Annotated in this window: 17 protein-coding genes; 9 read left to right on the top strand and 8 right to left on the bottom strand. The window is 60.3% G+C overall.

Annotated features, from left to right (window positions below; all coding sequences use genetic code 11):
- Positions 1-63: 63 nt before the first annotated feature.
- Both argS and ACOQOQ_RS12875 read right to left on the bottom strand, forming a co-directional pair.
- Positions 64-1,809, bottom strand: a complete 1,746-nt coding sequence (gene argS / locus ACOQOQ_RS12870) for an arginine--tRNA ligase (RefSeq protein WP_420567387.1) — start codon at positions 1,807-1,809, stop codon at positions 64-66.
- A gap of 69 nt (positions 1,810-1,878) precedes the next feature.
- Positions 1,879-3,066, bottom strand: a complete 1,188-nt coding sequence (locus ACOQOQ_RS12875; protein ID WP_420567388.1) for a deoxyguanosinetriphosphate triphosphohydrolase — start codon at positions 3,064-3,066, stop codon at positions 1,879-1,881.
- Between the two features lie 95 nt (positions 3,067-3,161).
- On the opposite strand from ACOQOQ_RS12875, the gene ACOQOQ_RS12880 reads away from it, so the two are divergent.
- Both ACOQOQ_RS12880 and xth read left to right on the top strand, forming a co-directional pair.
- On the top strand, positions 3,162-3,485 hold the full coding sequence (locus ACOQOQ_RS12880; protein WP_420567389.1) for a HesB/IscA family protein: 324 nt from the start codon (positions 3,162-3,164) through the stop codon (positions 3,483-3,485).
- A gap of 142 nt (positions 3,486-3,627) precedes the next feature.
- Positions 3,628-4,434 (top strand): exodeoxyribonuclease III, encoded by an 807-nt coding sequence (gene xth, locus ACOQOQ_RS12885; protein ID WP_420567390.1) that lies wholly within the window; start codon positions 3,628-3,630, stop codon positions 4,432-4,434.
- A gap of 3 nt (positions 4,435-4,437) precedes the next feature.
- On the opposite strand, the gene ACOQOQ_RS12890 is transcribed toward xth, so the two are convergent.
- Together ACOQOQ_RS12890 and dksA are read right to left on the bottom strand one after the other, a co-directional pair.
- Entirely contained in the window at positions 4,438-5,607 is a 1,170-nt protein-coding gene (locus ACOQOQ_RS12890; protein ID WP_420567391.1) for an FAD-dependent monooxygenase, read from the bottom strand.
- A gap of 91 nt (positions 5,608-5,698) precedes the next feature.
- Positions 5,699-6,121, bottom strand: a complete 423-nt coding sequence (gene dksA, locus ACOQOQ_RS12895; protein WP_420567392.1) for an RNA polymerase-binding protein DksA — start codon at positions 6,119-6,121, stop codon at positions 5,699-5,701.
- 181 nt (positions 6,122-6,302) lie between these two features.
- Here dksA and ACOQOQ_RS12900 point away from each other — a divergent pair, with 181 nt between their 5' ends.
- The 5 genes from ACOQOQ_RS12900 (at position 6,303) to ACOQOQ_RS12920 (ending at position 10,684) form a co-directional block, all read left to right on the top strand.
- Positions 6,303-7,142 carry an AAA family ATPase gene (locus ACOQOQ_RS12900; RefSeq protein ID WP_420567393.1) on the top strand — a complete coding sequence of 280 codons (840 nt, stop codon included), beginning with the start codon at positions 6,303-6,305 and terminating at the stop codon, positions 7,140-7,142.
- Positions 7,143-7,241: 99 nt separating this feature from the next.
- Positions 7,242-8,606 (top strand): DUF2927 domain-containing protein, encoded by a 1,365-nt coding sequence (locus ACOQOQ_RS12905; protein WP_420567394.1) that lies wholly within the window; start codon positions 7,242-7,244, stop codon positions 8,604-8,606.
- Complete coding sequence (locus ACOQOQ_RS12910) at positions 8,603-8,770, top strand: hypothetical protein (RefSeq protein ID WP_420567395.1); 168 nt, start codon at positions 8,603-8,605, stop codon at positions 8,768-8,770. Before ACOQOQ_RS12905 ends, ACOQOQ_RS12910 begins: the two co-directional genes overlap by 4 nt.
- A 3-nt stretch (positions 8,771-8,773) precedes the next feature.
- Positions 8,774-9,958 (top strand): vWA domain-containing protein, encoded by a 1,185-nt coding sequence (locus tag ACOQOQ_RS12915; RefSeq protein ID WP_420567396.1) that lies wholly within the window; start codon positions 8,774-8,776, stop codon positions 9,956-9,958.
- 36 nt (positions 9,959-9,994) lie between these two features.
- Positions 9,995-10,684, top strand: a complete 690-nt coding sequence (locus ACOQOQ_RS12920; RefSeq protein ID WP_420567397.1) for a M48 family metallopeptidase — start codon at positions 9,995-9,997, stop codon at positions 10,682-10,684.
- On the opposite strand, the gene ACOQOQ_RS12925 is transcribed toward ACOQOQ_RS12920, so the two are convergent.
- The 3 genes from ACOQOQ_RS12925 to ACOQOQ_RS12935 are packed head-to-tail and all read right to left on the bottom strand — an operon-like array spanning position 10,674 to position 15,046.
- Positions 10,674-11,216, bottom strand: a complete 543-nt coding sequence (locus tag ACOQOQ_RS12925) for an RSP_2648 family PIN domain-containing protein (RefSeq protein ID WP_420567398.1) — start codon at positions 11,214-11,216, stop codon at positions 10,674-10,676. The two genes, ACOQOQ_RS12920 and ACOQOQ_RS12925, sit on opposite strands and share 11 nt — an antisense overlap.
- Entirely contained in the window at positions 11,213-12,409 is a 1,197-nt protein-coding gene (locus ACOQOQ_RS12930; RefSeq protein ID WP_420567399.1) for an RSP_2647 family RNA methyltransferase, read from the bottom strand. The genes ACOQOQ_RS12925 and ACOQOQ_RS12930 overlap by 4 nt, the downstream gene beginning before the upstream one ends.
- A 54-nt stretch (positions 12,410-12,463) precedes the next feature.
- Complete coding sequence (locus ACOQOQ_RS12935; protein WP_420567400.1) at positions 12,464-15,046, bottom strand: CHAT domain-containing tetratricopeptide repeat protein; 2,583 nt, start codon at positions 15,044-15,046, stop codon at positions 12,464-12,466.
- Between the two features lie 192 nt (positions 15,047-15,238).
- On the opposite strand from ACOQOQ_RS12935, the gene edd reads away from it, so the two are divergent.
- Both edd and eda read left to right on the top strand, forming a co-directional pair.
- A complete protein-coding gene (gene edd, locus ACOQOQ_RS12940; protein WP_420567401.1) occupies positions 15,239-17,044 on the top strand; it encodes a phosphogluconate dehydratase in 1,806 nt (601 codons plus the stop codon).
- Between the two features lie 7 nt (positions 17,045-17,051).
- Positions 17,052-17,690 carry a bifunctional 4-hydroxy-2-oxoglutarate aldolase/2-dehydro-3-deoxy-phosphogluconate aldolase gene (gene eda, locus ACOQOQ_RS12945; protein WP_420567402.1) on the top strand — a complete coding sequence of 213 codons (639 nt, stop codon included), beginning with the start codon at positions 17,052-17,054 and terminating at the stop codon, positions 17,688-17,690.
- A 21-nt stretch (positions 17,691-17,711) separates the two neighbouring features.
- Here the strand turns inward: eda and ACOQOQ_RS12950 are convergent, their stop codons facing one another.
- A complete protein-coding gene (locus tag ACOQOQ_RS12950) occupies positions 17,712-17,981 on the bottom strand; it encodes a hypothetical protein (protein WP_420567403.1) in 270 nt (89 codons plus the stop codon).
- Position 17,982 lies beyond the last annotated feature (1 nt).

The raw sequence follows: 17,982 nt of genomic DNA on the forward strand, positions 1-17,982 counted from the left end.
TCTGATCCCATGGGGCCCATGCGGCCCCGGGTTACATGCTCTGCCGAACCGGCGCGTTGTGCGTTAACGCATCTCTTCTGCCGGTTTCACGCCCAGAATACCAAGACCTGCTGCAATTACAACGGCTACGGCCCGTGCCAGGGCGATTTTCGACTGGCTGGTGGCGGCGTCACCCTCTTGCAGGAAACGCAGCGACACGTCGTCATTGCCCCGGTTCCACAGCGCGTGGAAATCCGACGCCAGCTCGTACAGGAAGAAGGCGATCCGGTGCGGTTCATTGGTCCGGCCGGCAATTTCAACCAGGCGCGGCCATTCGGCCAGTTTCTTGGCGACGGCCAATTCCGCGTCATGGGTCAGGCCGGAAAGATCCGCCGCAGCAAGGGTCGCGTCATCATGCGCGATCCCTGCCTCGGTCGCTTTGCGCAGAACCGAGCACACGCGGGCATGGGCATATTGCACATAGAAAACCGGGTTGTCCTTGGATTGCTCCAACACCTTGTCAAAGTCGAAATCCAGCGGAGCGTCGTTTTTGCGGGTCAGCATGTGGAAGCGGGTCACATCCGCGCCCACTTGTTCAACCACATCGCGCAGGGTGACAAAGGTCCCTGCCCGTTTCGACATCTTGAACGGCTCGCCATTCTTGAACAGTTTGACCAACTGGATCAGCTTGACGTCCAGCGGCACGCGGTTTTCGGACAAGGCCGCCACGGCCGCTTTCATCCGTTTGACATAGCCGCCATGGTCAGCCCCGAACACGTCGATCAGCAGATCAAAGCCGCGCTCGACCTTGGTGTAGTGATACGCGATGTCCGGCGCGAAATAGGTCCACGCGCCATCCGATTTCATCACCGGGCGGTCCACGTCATCGCCGTATTCGGTGGATTTGAACAAGGTCTGCTCGCGCTCTTCCCAATCCTCGGGCAGTTTGCCTTTGGGCGGTTCCAGCACGCCTTCATAGATCAGGCCTAGACCCTTCAGACGCTCCAATGCGGCCTCGATCTGGCCGGTGCCATACAGGGATTTTTCGCTGTAATAGGTGTCCATTTTTACACCCAAAGCCGCCAGATCCCCGCGGATCATCTCCATCATCGCTTCGGTGGCATAGTCGCGGATATCTGTCAGCCACACCTCTTCAGGTTTGCCGACCAGGCTGTCGCCGTATTTCTCTTTCAGCGCCTGCCCGACCGGAACCAGGTAATCGCCCGGATAGGTACCTTCGGGAAATTCCACTGACTGGCCGTGTGCCTCGAGATACCGCAAATAGGCCGAGCGGGCCAAGACGTTCACCTGCGCGCCACCATCGTTGATGTAGTATTCGCGGGTCACATCATAGCCGACATAATCCAGCAGGCTGGCCAGCGCATCGCCGAAGACAGCACCGCGGGTGTGGCCCACGTGCATCGGGCCGGTGGGGTTGGCGCTGACGTATTCAACGTTCACCTTCTTGCCCTGCCCCATGGTCGAACGGCCATAGTCGGTTCCAACGGTCAGGGCCGTCTTTACGACGCCTTGCCACAGGCCCGCATCCAGACGCAGGTTCAAAAAGCCTGGCCCTGCCACCTCGGCGCTGGTGACGCGCGGATCTGCACCCAGACGGGCGGCCAGTTTGTCAGCAATATCGCGGGGTTTGGATTTCGCAGGCTTGGCCAGAACCATCGCCGCATTGGTCGCCATGTCCCCATGGGCCGGATCACGCGGAGGTTCAACCGCCACGTTTTTGTAATCCAGACCTTCGGGCAGCTCACCTTCGGCAGTCATCTGGTTCAGTGCGTCCAGTACCAGCCCGCGCATTTCGGTGAAGAGATTCATGGGTTCCATCCTTTTCAGCTTGGCCGGGGTTTACCACGCAAAGCCCAAAGGTCAACGCCCCGAACGTCCTCAGCCCCCTCGCTGGACCGGAGTTGCCCGCCGCCCTGCGGGAATCGCCTTACGGCCGGTCAGATGTTCGTGCTCTTGCAGGGCAAAGCGGTCCGTCATCCCCGCGATGTAATCCGAGACGATCCGGGCCAGTGCCACCTCGGTCTGGGCGGCATCCACATCCTTACGCCATTGACGCGGCAAAAGCTCGGGCTGTTCCATGTAAACGGCGAACAGTTCGCGGACCACGCCTTTGACATAGCTGCGGATCTCGACCACCTCGGGGGCGCGGTACATGCGGTGGAACAGGAACTCGCGGATAACTTTCAGGTTTTCCCACAAAGGTTGCGAGAATTGCACCATCATCCGTCCTGCATCACGCACATCCTCGACCCGCTGAGGGTTCAGCGCGTCCAGGTTGGTCTTGGTGGTGGCAAGCACGTCTTCGACCAGAATGCCAAAGAAACGGCGCAACGCCTCGTGGCGGCGGCGATAATAGTTCAGACCGGGATAAAGCTGGTCCACCTCGGCGAAACATCCGTCCAGAATGGGCATTTCGGCCAACTCGTCAGTCGAAAACAACTCGGCCCGCAGCCCGTCGTGCAGATCGTGGTTGTTATAGGCAATATCGTCAGACAATGCGGCGATCTGAGCCTCGGCGCTGGCATGGGTGTGCAGCTCCAGATCATGAAGACGGTTGTAATCCGCCAGCGCCCAAGGGATATCTCCGGTCACCGGACCGTTATGTTTTGCAATCCCTTCAAGGGTTTCCCAGCTAAGATTCAACCCGTCCCATTCAGCATAGTGACGTTCCAGATCGGTGACGATGCGAATGGCCTGCGCGTTGTGATCAAACCCGCCATAGGGCTCCATCAACTCGGCCAGCTCATCCTCGCCTGTGTGGCCGAAAGGTGTGTGGCCCAGATCGTGCGCAAGGGCGATCGCCTCGGTCAACTCCTGGTTCAGGCCCAGGGTGCCCGCCATGGTCCGCGCCACTTGCGCCACCTCGATCGAGTGGGTCAGCCGCGTGCGGAAATAATCGCCCTCGTGTTCGATAAAGACCTGCGTCTTGTGCTTAAGCCGGCGAAACGCACTGGCATGGATGATCCGGTCGCGATCGCGGTGAAAACACGAACGGAACGTGCTGACCTTTTCGTCGTAAAGCCGTCCACGGGTTTTGCCGGGATCGGTTGCAAAAGGGGCTGCCATGCCTGCTTGGTCCTCAACTGGTGCTTGTCGCCTGTCCTATCCAAACCTATATTCCAAGCCACAGGCCAATTAAACCGTTCAGGAGCGCCAAAACCATGCAATTGCCCCCTAAAGTGACTGATCGCGCCTTTGATCGTCTGGCCGAGATCGGCGCCGCTGATCAGGGCCAAGCCCTGCGTGTCGCGGTCGAGGGCGGAGGATGCTCGGGCTTTCAGTATGAAATCAAGCTGGATACCCCCACGGATGATGATCTGATCCTCGGCAATGGTGCGGAAAAAGTTCTGATCGACAGCACGTCCCTGCCGTTTCTGACCGGGGCCACGATCGATTTCACCGAAGAGCTGATCGGCGCGCGCTTCGTGATCGACAACCCCAATGCGACGGCCTCTTGCGGCTGCGGGACCTCGTTTTCGATCTAACCAGACCAAAACCTGATCACGCATCTCCCCTTCTTTGCTCTTGTAAATACTCAAATCCCCGCTCTCCCAAGGCGGCAAACTCAGCTCTTGCGCGCCACGCGTGCGGCAGGCCATACATCCCCAAACCGACAGGAGAGCCGCCATGAAAATCGCCACCTTCAACATCAATGGCATCAAGGCACGCGTGAAGGCGCTTGGCGATTGGCTGGACGAGGCGCAGCCCGACGTGGCGCTGCTACAGGAAATCAAATCCGTCGACGAAAACTTCCCCCGCGAGCTGTTCGAAGAGCGCGGCTATAACGTCGAAACCCATGGCCAGAAAAGCTTTAACGGGGTGGCGATCCTGTCCAAGCTGCCGCTCGAGGATGTTGCGCGCGGCCTGCCCGGTGATGACAGCGACGAACAGGCCCGCTGGATCGAGGCGACGGTGGTTGGCAAAACCGCGATCCGCCTGTGCGGGCTGTATCTGCCCAATGGCAACCCGGTCGAGCTGAACGCGGATGGCACCCCGGTCGAGGGGGGCAAATACGCCTATAAACTGGGCTGGATGAAGCGCCTGAAGGCGCGGGCCGAACAGCTTTTGGCGGATGAAATGCCCGCGCTAATGGCCGGAGATTACAACATTATTCCCCAAGAAGAAGATGCCAAACGACCCGAGGTCTGGCGCGAGGATGCCCTGTTCCGCCCCGAAAGCCGCGCGGCCTATCGCGAGATTTTGAACCTTGGTTTCACCGAGGCATTCCGCGCCCGCACCCAAGGGCCCGGACATTATTCATTCTGGGATTACCAAGCGGGCGCATGGAACAAGGATGACGGTATTCGCATCGACCATTTCCTGCTGACCCCGCAATGCGCGGACTTGTTGCGCGATTGTCAGATCGACCGTGGAATTCGCGGCCGCGAAAAGCCCTCGGACCACGTGCCGGTCTGGGTCGAACTTGACGCCTGAGCCTTACGCGCGGCGCGTCTCGTCGTGCAGGTACAACCAATCGAACTGATGAAGCATTTTGCCTGGCGCAATCGCACCGCCAAGTTTCAGCGCCGTATGCGCCGCCAGGCGCAGCGGGCCAAAGCCCAGATGATATTTCCACGCATTGCCCGAAGCCGCGTCTATCACCTTGCAGGCACGCGCCCGGCGGCGCGCCTGAAAGGCAGCAAGGCCGGCATTGGGATCGTCCGTCTGTGACAGCTCCTCGGCCAGCGCCCATGCATCTTCAAGCCCCATCGAGGCGCCCTGAGCAAGAAACGGCAGCGTCGGGTGGGCCGCATCGCCCAGAATCGCGGTATTTTCAGCGTGCCAATTGGCGGCAACAGGATGGCGAAACAGGCCCCAAAGCTTCACTTCCGTCACCTGATCCAGCATTTGCTGCACTTCGGGTCCGAAATCGGCAAAAACTGAGCGCAGATTGTCGGGGGTATCGGCATGGGTCCAGCTTTCCTCGACCCATTGGTGGCGCTCTTGTACGGCGACGATGTTGATAAGCTTGCCCTGCCGCAACGGATAGCTGACCACATGCCGTCCCGGCCCCATGTGGACCCGTGCAACCGGGGGCAGGTTCAGCGTGTTGGGAATGGTGGTGCGCCAGGCAACCTGGTTGGTGAAGAGCGGCTTGTCAGCACCGTTCAAAGCAGTGCGCGTGGGCGAGTGAAGCCCATCGGCGCCGATCACCAGGTCAGGATGCAGGGTGGTGCCGGATCTCAGCTGAACCTCGGGGCGCGGGCCGGACACAACCTGTTTCACATGCTGCAGCAGACGGATTTTCACACCGGCCTCGCGGGCGCCGCTTGCCAGCAGGTCGATCAGATCGGCGCGGTGGACGAAATAGTAGTGACGGTTCTGCAAGCGGGTCAGGTCCAGCCGGGTGACCTCTCCTTTTCGGTAATCGCGCAAGGACACGGCCTCGGCCTGAACGGCGGTTTCGGCCAGCGTTTTTCCCAAGCCAAGCGCGTCCAGAACAGCGAATCCGTTGGGGCTGATTTGCAGACCGGCGCCTACTTCGGTGATTTCGCAGGCTTGCTCCATCACCGTGACCGAAGCGCCGCGCATCGCCAGTGCCCGCGAGACGGCCAGCCCGGCAATCCCCGCGCCGATCACTACGATTTTCATCCCCAGAAGGCTCATGTCGTTCTTTCGAAAGGACAAAACGCCGAGGGCGAGCCCCCGGCGCTTTGTGATATTTCAGTCAGTCGCAGCCCCTTTCGGGACCGCATGGTCAGTCGTCGCGGTGGACTTTTTCGCGGCGCTCGTGACGCTCCTGAGCTTCAAGGCTCATGGTGGCGATCGGGCGCGCGTCCAGGCGTTTAAGACTGATCGGCTCGCCGGTCACTTCGCAATACCCGTATTCACCTTCGTCGATCCGGCGCAGCGCCGAATCAATCTTGGAGACCAGCTTGCGCTGACGGTCACGGGTGCGCAGCTCAAGGGCGCGGTCGGTTTCTTCGCTGGCGCGGTCTGCAATGTCCGGGATGTTCCGGGTGCTGTCCTGCAGTCCTTCGATCGTGTCCCGACTGTCGGCCAAAAGTTCGGCCCTCCAATCGTTCAGCTTGCGCCGGAAATACTCCAGCTGGCGATCATTCATAAATGGTTCGTCGTCCGTAGGACGATAATCATCGGCAATAAGCGTTTCCGCGTTCATTTTGCTTCCCTCATCAAGGTCCATCTCAGTCAAGGAACTGTTTTTGACGTTCATGGAGCCCTCCCGACGCCGCGTTTACCCCAAGATTTTAACATTGTCACTACCCATAAACGCCACAGATTGCGGTGCACAACTGATCACGTTAGTGTGCGCACAAAAAGGGCAATAAGGTACCGAAATTATGAAATTCCAGGGCACGGACGCGTATGTCGCCACTGATGATCTTAAAGTCGCCGTAAACGCGGCTGTCACGCTGGAACGGCCGCTGCTGGTCAAGGGCGAGCCGGGCACCGGCAAGACCGAATTGGCCAAGCAAGTGGCCACTGCGCTGGATGTCGAGATTATCGAGTGGAACATCAAATCGACCACCAAGGCGCAGCAGGGCCTTTATGAATACGATGCCGTCAGCCGCCTGCGCGACAGCCAACTGGGCGAAGAGCGCGTCCATGATGTGAAAAACTACATCAAGAAGGGCAAGCTTTGGCAGGCCTTCGAAGCCGACAAAAAGGTCGTTCTGCTTATCGACGAGATCGACAAGGCAGACATCGAATTTCCCAACGACCTGCTGCAGGAACTCGATAAGATGGAGTTCCACGTCTACGAGACCGGCGAGACGATTAAGGCCATTCAGCGCCCGATCGTGATCATTACCTCGAACAACGAAAAAGAGCTGCCCGACGCGTTTCTGCGCCGCTGTTTTTTCCACTACATCCGCTTCCCCGAACCCGAGGTGATGAAGCAGATCGTCGAGGTGCACCATCCCGGCATCAAGGAAAAGCTGCTGACCACAGCGCTGACCCAGTTCTACGAGATCCGCGATACATCCGGCTTGAAGAAAAAACCTTCGACGTCGGAAGTGCTGGACTGGCTGAAACTGCTGCTGGCCGAGGACATGTCCCCCGAGGATCTGAAACGCGATGGCGCCAACGCGCTGCCTAAGCTGCACGGCGCCCTGCTGAAGAACGAACAGGACGTGCATATGTTCGAACGTCTGGCCTTTATGGCGCGTGGACAGCGGTAATCGCTCAAAGACAGGCAAATTCCCGCCCTCAACACCCCTGATGGTGTGAATGCGGGATTTGCCATTGTTCGGACGCGCCAGCAGGGGCAGGATAGCTGTATGAGAAAACTTTTCCTCGGCATTGCGGCTTTTGCCGTGCTGGCATCCTGCACGCCTGCGGGACCGTCCGCCACGACCCGGGCGGCGCAATCCCTGCCCCCGATGAAAAGTTTTCAAGGGCAAACGCTTGAACGCCCGCGGGCCTCGAACCAGGACATCGCCCGTGATTTTCTGGACCTGTCTTTTCGGTTGGAATCTGGCCGTGATCTGCAGGTTTTCACCCGTTTCGAGGGCCCAATCACTCTGCGCCTGACCGGCAACGCGCCATCCTATCTGCAGCGCGATTTGAACCGCCTGCTGGCCCGTCTAAAGGCCGAGGCAGGGATTAACATCACGATGACCTCGGCGGCCGATGCCTCGATCACCATCAACGCCGTCCGGCGGCGCGACATTCAACGCTATTTGCCGCAGGCGGCCTGTTTCGTGGTGCCCAACATCTCGGACCTAAGCGAATATGCCCGCGCGGCCCGTGCGCCCCGGACGGATTGGTTGCAACTGCGCGAACGGACCAAGATCGCGATCTTCATCCCGGTCGATTCCCCCCCGCAAGAGCTGCGCGATTGCCTGCACGAGGAACTTGCCCAGGCACTTGGACCCCTCAATGACCTGTATCGCCTGCCCGACTCGGTGTTCAACGACGATAATATCCATACGGTGCTGACCAGCTATGACATGCTGATCCTGCGGGCCTATTACGCTCCGGAATTGCACAATGGCATGAGCCGCGCCCAGGTGGCAGCGCGTTTGCCCCGCATCCTGTCCCGGCTGAACCCGGCGGGACGCTCGGAACCCTCGCGGCCGCTGCGTGATACCCCGCGCCGCTGGATCGAGGATATCCAGATGGCCCTGGGCCCCGGTACGCCGCCAGCCCTGCGCCATGCCGCCGCGCGCGACGCGCTGGCCCTGGCCGAAGGGTTGGGCTGGACCGATCATCGCCGGGCGTTCTCGCATTACGCGCTGGGCCGGCTGACACAAGGGGTGAACGCTGATGTTGCCCTGTCGCATTTCCGTGCAGCGCAAACCTTCTATACCCGCTCGTCCGTGACACAGCTGCACGCCGCCCATGTGGCCGCGCAGCTTGCGGCCTATGCCCTGACCGAGGGCAACGCGGAGGAAGCGCTACTGCAAACCGGTCCTTATCTGGCCGTCGCAGCGCGCCATGAAAACGCGGCGCTCTTGTCCACCCTGCTGTTGCTGCGCGCCGAGGCGTTGGATCTGCTTGGCCGCGCCGAGGAAGCACGGACCGTCAGGCTGGACAGTCTGGGTTGGGCACGATACGGATTTGGCCCGGACAGGGCGGTGCGTGCCAAACTGCGCGAGATTACCGCACTTTCCCCGCTGAACAGAGGAAACGAGCAATCATGATCGTCATTGCAGGTCTTATCGTAGGTATCATCATTGGCGTCATCCGCGCCAAGGCACGGGGTGGCAACGCCAAGGACATGGCCCAACACGCGGCTGTCTATGCCATCCTGTTTGCCATCATCGGTCTGTTCATCACCATTGTCGTCCACAGAATCGCGGTCTGATCCATGTTCCTGCCCTTCTTTGAAAACCTCAGAAAAACCGGCGTGCCCGTATCGCTGCGCGAATTTCTGAGTTTTCTGGAGGCAATGAAGGCCGGGTTGGTCACCTATGACGTCGAGGGGTTCTACTACCTTGCGCGCACGGCCATGGTTAAGGACGAGCGAAATATCGACAAGTTCGACCGCGCCTTTGCGGCCAGTTTCGAAGGGCTGGACCAGATTAAACTGGGCCAGGTGCTTGAGGCAATCGACCTGCCGGCTGACTGGCTGGAAAAGATGGCCGAAAAGCACCTGTCCGAAGAAGAAAAAGCCGAGATCGAGGCCATGGGTGGCTTCGAAAAGCTCATGGAGACGCTGAAAAAGCGGCTCGAGGAACAAAAGGGCCGACACCAGGGTGGCAACAAATGGGTCGGCACGGCCGGTACCTCGCCCTATGGGGCTTATGGGTACAACCCCGAAGGCGTACGGATCGGCCAGAAAGAAAGCCGTCATCAGCGGGCTGTAAAGGTCTGGGATAAGCGCGAATTCAAGAACTTAGACGACAACATTGAACTTGGAACTCGCAATATCAAGGTCGCCCTGAAACGTCTGCGGCGCTGGGCCCGGGATGGCGCCCATGACGAGCTGGACCTGGACGGCACCATCCGCGCCACCGCCGAACACGGTTATCTGGACGTGCAAACCCGCCCCGAACGGCGCAATGCGGTCAAAGTGGTTTTGTTTCTGGACGTTGGCGGCTCGATGGATCCGCATATCAAAGTCATGGAAGAGCTGTTCTCGGCCGCGAAATCCGAGTTCAAGCATCTGGAGCATTTCTACTTCCACAATTGCCTTTATGAAGGCGTGTGGAAAGACAATCGCCGCCGCTGGGACGAGCAGATGCCCACCCACGAGGTCCTGCGCACCTTTGGCCCTGATTATAAATGCATTTTCGTCGGTGACGCCTCGATGTCGCCCTATGAAATCCACTATCCGGGCGGGGCTAACGAACACTGGAACCCCGAGGCCGGTCAGGTCTGGCTGGAACGCGCACGCGATCAGTGGCAATCTAACCTGTGGATCAATCCGGTGCCCGAAAAATACTGGGCCTACACCCAGTCCATCAAGATGATCGACGAGATTTTCGAGGGCAACATGGTCCCGATGACCCTGGAAGGTCTGGAACGCGGCATGAAAGAGCTGACCCGCTAGGGTTTTCATTTCCGTGCGCAGCCCCATATCAGACCCATGTTGAAATTCACTCCTCTTCTGCTGGCCATCCTTTATGCCGTCGCGATGTATCGCGTGTCTGCCTGGCGGACCAAGAAAGAGCTGAACGACCGCTCAACGCAGTTGATGGACCCAAAACTGTTCCCCGTTCTGGACCGTCTGGCCGCCGCCTTGGAGGTTCCGCAGATCAAGGTGTATCTGTACGAGGTCGACCCGGTGAACGGCCTCGCCTCGCCCGACGGCAAGGTCTATCTGACCCGTGGCTTTTACCGCAAGTTCCAGAACGGTGAAGTCACCGCCGAGGAGCTGGCCAGCGTCATCGCGCACGAGCTGGGGCATGTGGCGCTGGGCCACACACGGCGCCGGATGATTGATTTTTCTGGGCAGAATGCTTTGCGGGCCGCGCTGGCGATGTTCCTGTCGCGCTTTTTGCCCGGTGTTGGGGTTTGGATTGCCAATACGCTGACAACCCTGCTGGCTGCGCGGATGTCGCGCTCGGATGAATACGAGGCGGACGAATATGCCTCGGCTCTGATGGTCAAGGCGGGCTTTGGCACAGGCCCCCAGAAATCACTCTTCGCCAAACTGGAAGAGCTGACAGGCGCTCGCGCTGGCGCCATGCCTGCATGGTTGATCAGCCACCCCAAGACCCCCCAGCGTATCGCCGCAATCGAAGAGCACGAGGCCAAGTGGGGCCTTACCGAGTAAGCGCCTTACCCAAACGCGGCAGCCGGGCCTTTTTCAGCAGCTTGCGTGTGTCCCATTTTTGCCCTGACAGCCGATCTGCCGTCATGCGGACCTGTTCGACCGCTTCGGCCACAGGCGCGGGTGCGTCCAGCCAGCAGCTATATAGCAATTCGTCCGGGGTTTGCCGGGACAGGCCTTCTTCGGTCAGCGTATGTTTCGGAAAATCCTTGGCGTTCATGGTCAGCAAAACATCCGCAGACCCGGCAATGGCCGCGGCCAAAACATGCACATCCGCAGGATCGGGCAGATACAGGCGGTTTTCCAGCGAAGGCGGCCATGTGACCTCGGCCCCGGGCCAGTTTGCCTGAACCAGCGCGATCTCGGCGCGGGCCTGAGCCTCGCCGGTGGGGCCAAGTTTGCGGGCCGCGCGGGCCCATTCTTCAAGGATCCGCGTTGACCAGAGCGGCTGGAAAGCGCCGGTGCGCGCAACGGCCAGCAGCACCTCCCGCATCACCGTGGGATATAGAACGCAGGTGTCCAGCAATACCTTCATAGGCGGAAGAACAACGCCTTGAGATACCCGCTTTCGGCCAATTGCGGCATCAGCGGATGGTCTGGACCTGCATACCCAGTGTGGATCAGCTGAGCCGAGCGCCCTGCCCGTCCGATGCCGCGCACGCAGGCACCTTGGAACCGGGTCAGCTCGGCCGCGTGAGAACATGAACACAGGCCCAGATAGCCCCCCTCGGCCACCAAGGGGGCCGCCAGACGCGCGATACGTTCATAGGCACGCAAACCGGCCTCAAGCGATTGTTTGTTGGGCGCAAAGGCCGGAGGATCGCAGATCACGACGTCGAATTTGGCGTCTTCCGCGGCCAACGAGGTCAGCACATCAAATGCATCTCCCTTGCGGGTGCTGAAACGCTCGGACGCGCCCATATGCGCGGCGCCCTGTTCAGCCAGGGCCAGGGCCGCCTCGGAGCCATCCACTGCCAGCGCCTGTGAAGCCCCGCCCGCCAAAGCAGCCAGGGAAAACCCGCCAACGTGGCTGAACACATCAAGCACACGCGCGCCGTTGGACAGGCGGGCAGCAAAGGCATGGTTGGGGCGTTGATCAAAGAACAGGCCCGTTTTCTGTCCCGCCACCAGATCAGCCATATAGGTGGCACCGTTCATGGGCACCGGCAGGGGCTCTGCCGGGGCGGCGCCAAGGATGGGCCCGGATTGATCGTCCAGACCTTCAAGTGCCCGCGCCCGCCCCGAGGCGCTTTTCAGCACGTTTTGCACCCCGGTCACGTCTACCAGTGCAGCCACCAGATCGTCCAGCCGCGCATCAGCCCATGCGGCGTTGGGCTGGACCACGGCGGTGTCCCCGAAGCGGTCGATGATCACACCTGGCAGACCGTCTGCCTCGGCGTGGATCAGGCGATAATAGGGCTGGTCATACAGGCGGTCTCGCATTTCAAACGCTTTGCCGATCCGGGCTGCGAACCAATCCTTGTCAATCTGGGCATTCAGATCCCGGTCCAGCATCCGGCACATGATACGGCTGCCAGGGGTCACGGCAACCAGGCCAATGTCGTTGCGTTCTGCGTCCTGCAGCACGGCGATGCTGCCCGCTGCCAGCGACTTGGTGCGCCGATCTGTGACCATTTCATTGTCATAGACCCAAGGAAAGCCATGGCGGATGGCGCGGGCATTGGCCTTGGGTTTAAGGCGGACGGTGGGGTGCGATGTCTGTGTCATGCGGCGCTTCTATCCCGGTTCGCAAGGCGGGGAAAGCACTGAAAACCTTTCGGATCAGTCCGGGTTGCCCACCAGGATGAACGGCGCCCAATAGGCCGGATGAGACCATTCGGGGCGCGCAGGCGTGTCGATCATCGCCAGGATCGCCTGTTGCTGCGCCTTGGCCGCGCTCAGGCCCGGATCTGCGGCCCGGCGCGCGAACAGATCGGTCATAAGCGCCACGGCAGAGCGGCTTTCCACCGGCCAGTGCGAGACCATCAGCGCGCGGGCCCCGGCATAGGCAAAGGCCTCGGCCAGACCGGACAGAGCCTCGGCGCCCGGTTCATCCCCGACGGCCGTGTTACAGGCGGACAGGATCACCCAGTCGGCGTTCAGCTTCAAACCGGCGATTTCCGACGCCGTAAGCATACCGTCCTGACCGTCCCCGGCTGTCAACGCCAGCGCCGGTTCTGTCAGAGCTTCTCCGGGGCGGACCATGTCGCCGGCAACCAAACCATGGGTGGCGAAATAGAGTACCCGGTAATCCTGCAAGGTCTCTTGTTTCAGTTGCGCCTCGCTGGCCTGAAGCTGCGCGCGCACGTATTGCGTCGCGTCACTGCCAACGGCCCGGGCGACCTCGCGCACCTCGATGGCGGTTTCAGGCAAAGGCGACAGCGCCCCGCGCAGCCCGTTTTGCGACACCGGTGCGTCCCCGAAAACCGGATCGGCAAACCCCAGGAACGGCTTTGAGGCCCGCGCGTCCTGCCGCGCCGACAGGTTCAGCGCATGGACCGAGGGGATCACCGTGATCGCGTGGTGCCGCACCAGCCAATCGGCCTGTGCCAGCCCCGGCGCATCGTTTCGGACAAGCATCTGCGGTGGCACCGCCGTCAGCGGGCCGCGCAGCTCGACATACAGGTGGTCCTTGCCTTCAAGCAGATCCTCGATCACGCCGAAGGTCTGCCGGTATATCCAATACGAGGCATAAAGTTCGAACCCCTGCTCTTTTGGCTTTTCGCGGTCCTTCAGGCTTATGCCAGCACGCACCCCCATCTGCAGATCGATCGAACCGCGGATATCCGAGATCGCCGCCTTGGCGCTGCTGGGGCTTAACGGCATTTCGCGCCAGGTGACGGCATCTTGGGTGACGACCAGAACAAAGTTCCAGTCATCCTCTTGTTCACCCACATCGAAGATCACCAGCGCCTCGGTCGGCCCCAACAGAGCCTGCGTCTGGGGGATGGAAAACGGGTCAGCGTTGTACATCGCCTCGAACGGCAGTTCAAGTTTGCGCAATGCGGCCCCCATGTCATTGATCTGGGTAGACAAAGCCTCCATCTCGGCGCGAATTTCGCGTTCGATATCTGGGCGGCGTTCGGCGCTGGGCAGGCCTGCAAAATAGGACATTTCGTCCTGCAACTGGGTCTGGCGGCGCTGCATATCCGTAAAGTCACGCATCATCCGGGTCTTTTCACCACTGCCTTGCTCGACCCGCTGGGCCAGCGCCGCAAAGGCCGCGCGGGCGGCGCTATCATAGTTCACTTGAGCCAAACGAAAGGCTTCGGCGGCGGCCTTGTCCTTGGCCATCAACCCGGCATCACGCATCCGCACCAGCGTTTTTTGCAGCAAAGCGCGGCTTCCTTGCCCCGCGGCCTCGGCCTTTTTGGCCATCTCCCATGCGGCGGGCAGGTTATCCATGTCCAGCTCCATCGCACCAAGGTTCAGATAGGCGCGGCCGGTACGTTCATGCGTCGGCGAAAGCAGCGTTTCGCGCAAACTGACCGAAGCCCGCATATCCACAAGCGCTTGCTGAAATTCGGGCTTGCCGAAATTGCCCCACGATTTGGCAAGCGCCCGCCGTTCAAGAAATTCGGCATAGGGCAACGAATTCTCACCGAAGGTGGCCAGCAAAGCGGTTTGCCATCGGTCAAGGATCTGATGCATCCGGGGAATGTCGCGCAGATAGTACAGAACCAAGGCGTATTCACCCAAGGCAAAAACGGTTTCGGGGTGGTGCGGCGGATGGCATGTCTGCATGCGCCGCAGAGCGTCTTCGTACTGCGTGGCGGCGGCTTCGAACTGGCCCAAATCAGTTAACAACAGCGCCGTTTCCTTGGAGACAGCGCAGGCATAATAGGTGGTCCTTTCGCGCCCGGCAGCATCCAGCATGGGCAGCACCTTCTGAAACAGCTCTAACGCTTTTTCCCAGTGGCCAAGCTCTTTGAAAATCCCGGCTGTGTTGTACTGCCATAACATCGTCTGGTCATTGTCTGGCCCCCAAACGATCTCGGCAAAGCGGGTCGCCTCAAGTGCAAGCGGAAGCGCGTCGTTGGAATAACCCATACGCGACAGGTGCACTGCAAGCTGCATAGCCGCATCCATTCGCGCCGGGTGGAACTTGAGATAGTTCGCCTCCCAAATCTTATACGCGTCCTCCATCTCGGACAGGGCATCGGCGGGGCGACCTTGCAGGCGTATCACGTTGGCCAAGGCCTGGCGCAAACGCAGCACCTTGATCTGCTCGGGGCCGATCTTTTCGGACAGGTGAGCGATCAAGGGGACAAGCACCGCTTCTGCCGCCATGTAATCGCCTTGCCTGAAATGGCCGTCCATGATCGCCTCTTGCGCGGTCACATAGTCCTGCAAGGGCTTGTCCATCACCTGAGCCAGGGCCGCCGGGGTTGAAATCAGTAAGAAAAAGGTAAAAAAATATCGCAACATGCCGCAAGGATAGACATGACATCTGTCCTGCGTCCAGAAACCAAATGATGACAAGTGCAGTCATCGCTGCCGTCCTTGCGCCGTTAACGCTAACAGTATATACGAACCTCGAGTTTGAAGAGGTCCCAAATGAGTTTGAACGCAACAGTTTCCAAGGTCACCGACACGATTATCGCGCGCAGCGCCAAGACGCGGTCGGCCTATCTGGAACGAATGCGGGCCGCTGCCGAAGACGGCCCGCGCCGCGCGCATCTGACTTGCGGGAACCAGGCCCATGCCTATGCCGCCATGGGAGATGCCAAGGACGCTCTGGCCGGGGCGCGCGCGCCTAATCTGGGCATCGTAACCACTTACAATGACATGCTGTCCGCCCACCAGCCCTTCGAAGGCTATCCGGCCATTATCAAAGACGCAGCCGCGCAATGCGGGGCGACGGCACAGGTCGCGGGCGGTGTTCCGGCGATGTGCGACGGGGTCACGCAAGGCCAGCTGGGCATGGAACTGTCGCTGTTTTCCCGAGACGTCATCGCAATGGCCACCGGGGTTGCGTTGTCGCATAACACCTTTGATGCAGCTATCTATTTGGGTGTATGTGATAAAATCGTGCCCGGCCTTGTGATCGCGGCGGCAACTTTTGGCTATCTGCCCGGCATTTTCCTGCCTGCAGGCCCTATGACCAGCGGGCTGCCCAACGACGAAAAGGCCCGCATCCGCAACGAATACGCCCAAGGGAAAATCGGCCGCGACAAGCTGATGGAGGCCGAGATGGCCAGCTATCACGGCCCCGGCACCTGCACCTTCTATGGCACCGCGAACTCGAACCAGATGCTGATGGAGTTCATGGGCCTTCACCTGCCCGGCGCATCCTTCGTTACCCCCAATACGCCGCTGCGCGAAGCCCTGACCCGTGCTGGCACCGAACGTGTGGCCGCCGTTACCGCGTTGGGCAACGCCTATACACCCGTATGCGACATCCTGGACGAGCGTGCGTTTGTGAACGGGATCGTGGGGCTGATGGCGACGGGCGGCTCGACCAATCTGCTGATCCACCTGCCCGCCATGGCGCGCGCCGCCGGCATCATGCTCACGATGGAGGATTTCAGCGCACTGTCCGAGGTCACTCCGCTGATGGCCAAGGTCTATCCCAATGGGCTGGCGGACGTGAACCATTTCCACGCCGCCGGGGGGCTGGGATTCATGATCTCGGACCTTCTGGAACAGGGGCTGCTGCACCCCGATGTGCAAACGATTGCCGGGCCGGGGCTGGAGCGCTACGCACACGAGCCCAAACTGCAGGACGAAAAGCTGATCTGGGACGACGCCCCCCGCAGCTCGCTGAACGACAAGATCCTGCGCCCTGCCTCGGATCCTTTCCAATCGTCCGGTGGATTGTCGATGATGCAAGGCAACTTGGGTCTTGGCGTGATGAAGGTTTCAGCCGTCGCGCCCGAACGCCGCGTCATCCAGGCCCCCGCCCGCGTATTTCACACCCAAGAGGCCGTCAAAGACGCCTTCAAAGCCGGTGAATTCACGGGCGATACGGTGGTTGTCGTACGCTTCCAAGGCCCCAAGGCCAACGGAATGCCCGAACTGCATGGCCTGACGCCAACCCTTTCGGTCCTGCAAGATCGCGGGCTGAAAATCGCACTGGTCACCGACGGGCGCATGTCCGGCGCATCGGGCAAGGTACCCTCGGCCATTCATGTCAGCCCCGAGGCCGCGATGGGTGGCCCCCTGGCGCATGTTCAGGACGGAGATATCATTCGCGTTGACGCCGAGGCCGGCATTCTGGAAAATCTCTCGGCCGATTTCATGACCCGTCCTGCCGCTCAGGCAGATCTGTCCGCCAACAGTTTCGGCATGGGCCGCGAGCTGTTTGAAATCTTCCGCCAATCAGTGGGCCCCGCCAGCGAAGGCGCCAGCGCGATTACATGAGGTTTGCATGATAACCCCAGAAAAAGCTTCCGGTATTTCACTATCCCTGTGTGAAAAGGCGCCGGTCATTCCGGTGCTGGTCGTCAAGGATGCAAGCACCGCATTCCCACTGGCGCAAGCCCTGGTTTCCGGCGGTTTGCCAGTTTTGGAAGTGACACTTCGCACCGAAAGCGCATTGGAGGTCATCCGCGAGATGGCCAAGGTCGAGGGGGGCATTGTTGGCGCCGGAACCGTCCTGACCCGTGCGGATGCTGAAGCGGCGAAAGAGGCCGGCGCGAAATTTGCGGTCTCTCCTGGTGCGACGGACGCCCTTCTGACCGCCTGCGAAGAGCTGGATCTACCGATCTTGCCCGGCGCCGCGACAGCCTCCGAGGCAATGGCCCTGCTTGAACGCGGCTATACCGTGCAAAAATTCTTTCCTGCCGAAGCCTCGGGCGGTGCGGCGGCGCTAAAGGCCATCGGTGCGCCTTTGCCGCAGATCGTGTTTTGCCCGACCGGAGGCATTGGCCCTCATAACGTCCAGGAATACCTGTCGCTGTCGAACACGCGCTGCGTCGGAGGCAGCTGGGTCGCGCCCGCGGATCTGGTCGCCCAGCGTGACTGGACGGCGATCCAGGATCTGGCCCGAACCGCTGCGGCACTTTAATATCACCCAGCAATACGTTGATTAATTACGGCTTCTTCCGCGCCAGCCCCCGCGCCGACGCGGCGCTGTAATCTGTTTCAACCCCATCTGAAGCACCTCGGACATGGGGTGATCGGGATCGGCCTCTGCATAGGTTTGATACAGGTTTTCCAAAGCGACATGTTGGTCGTGACCGTCCTGCAAGCTTAGCGCCCAATCAAGAAATATAGTCCGGCATTCGGCCGAGCCGATGCCCTCAATGCGATAAGCTTCGCGGATCAAGCCTTTGGGATCATGTGGATTTTTATCCATT

Origin of the sequence: Thalassovita sp., from assembly GCF_965218685.1 — a bacterium.
Lineage (GTDB): Bacteria > Pseudomonadota > Alphaproteobacteria > Rhodobacterales > Rhodobacteraceae > Thalassobius.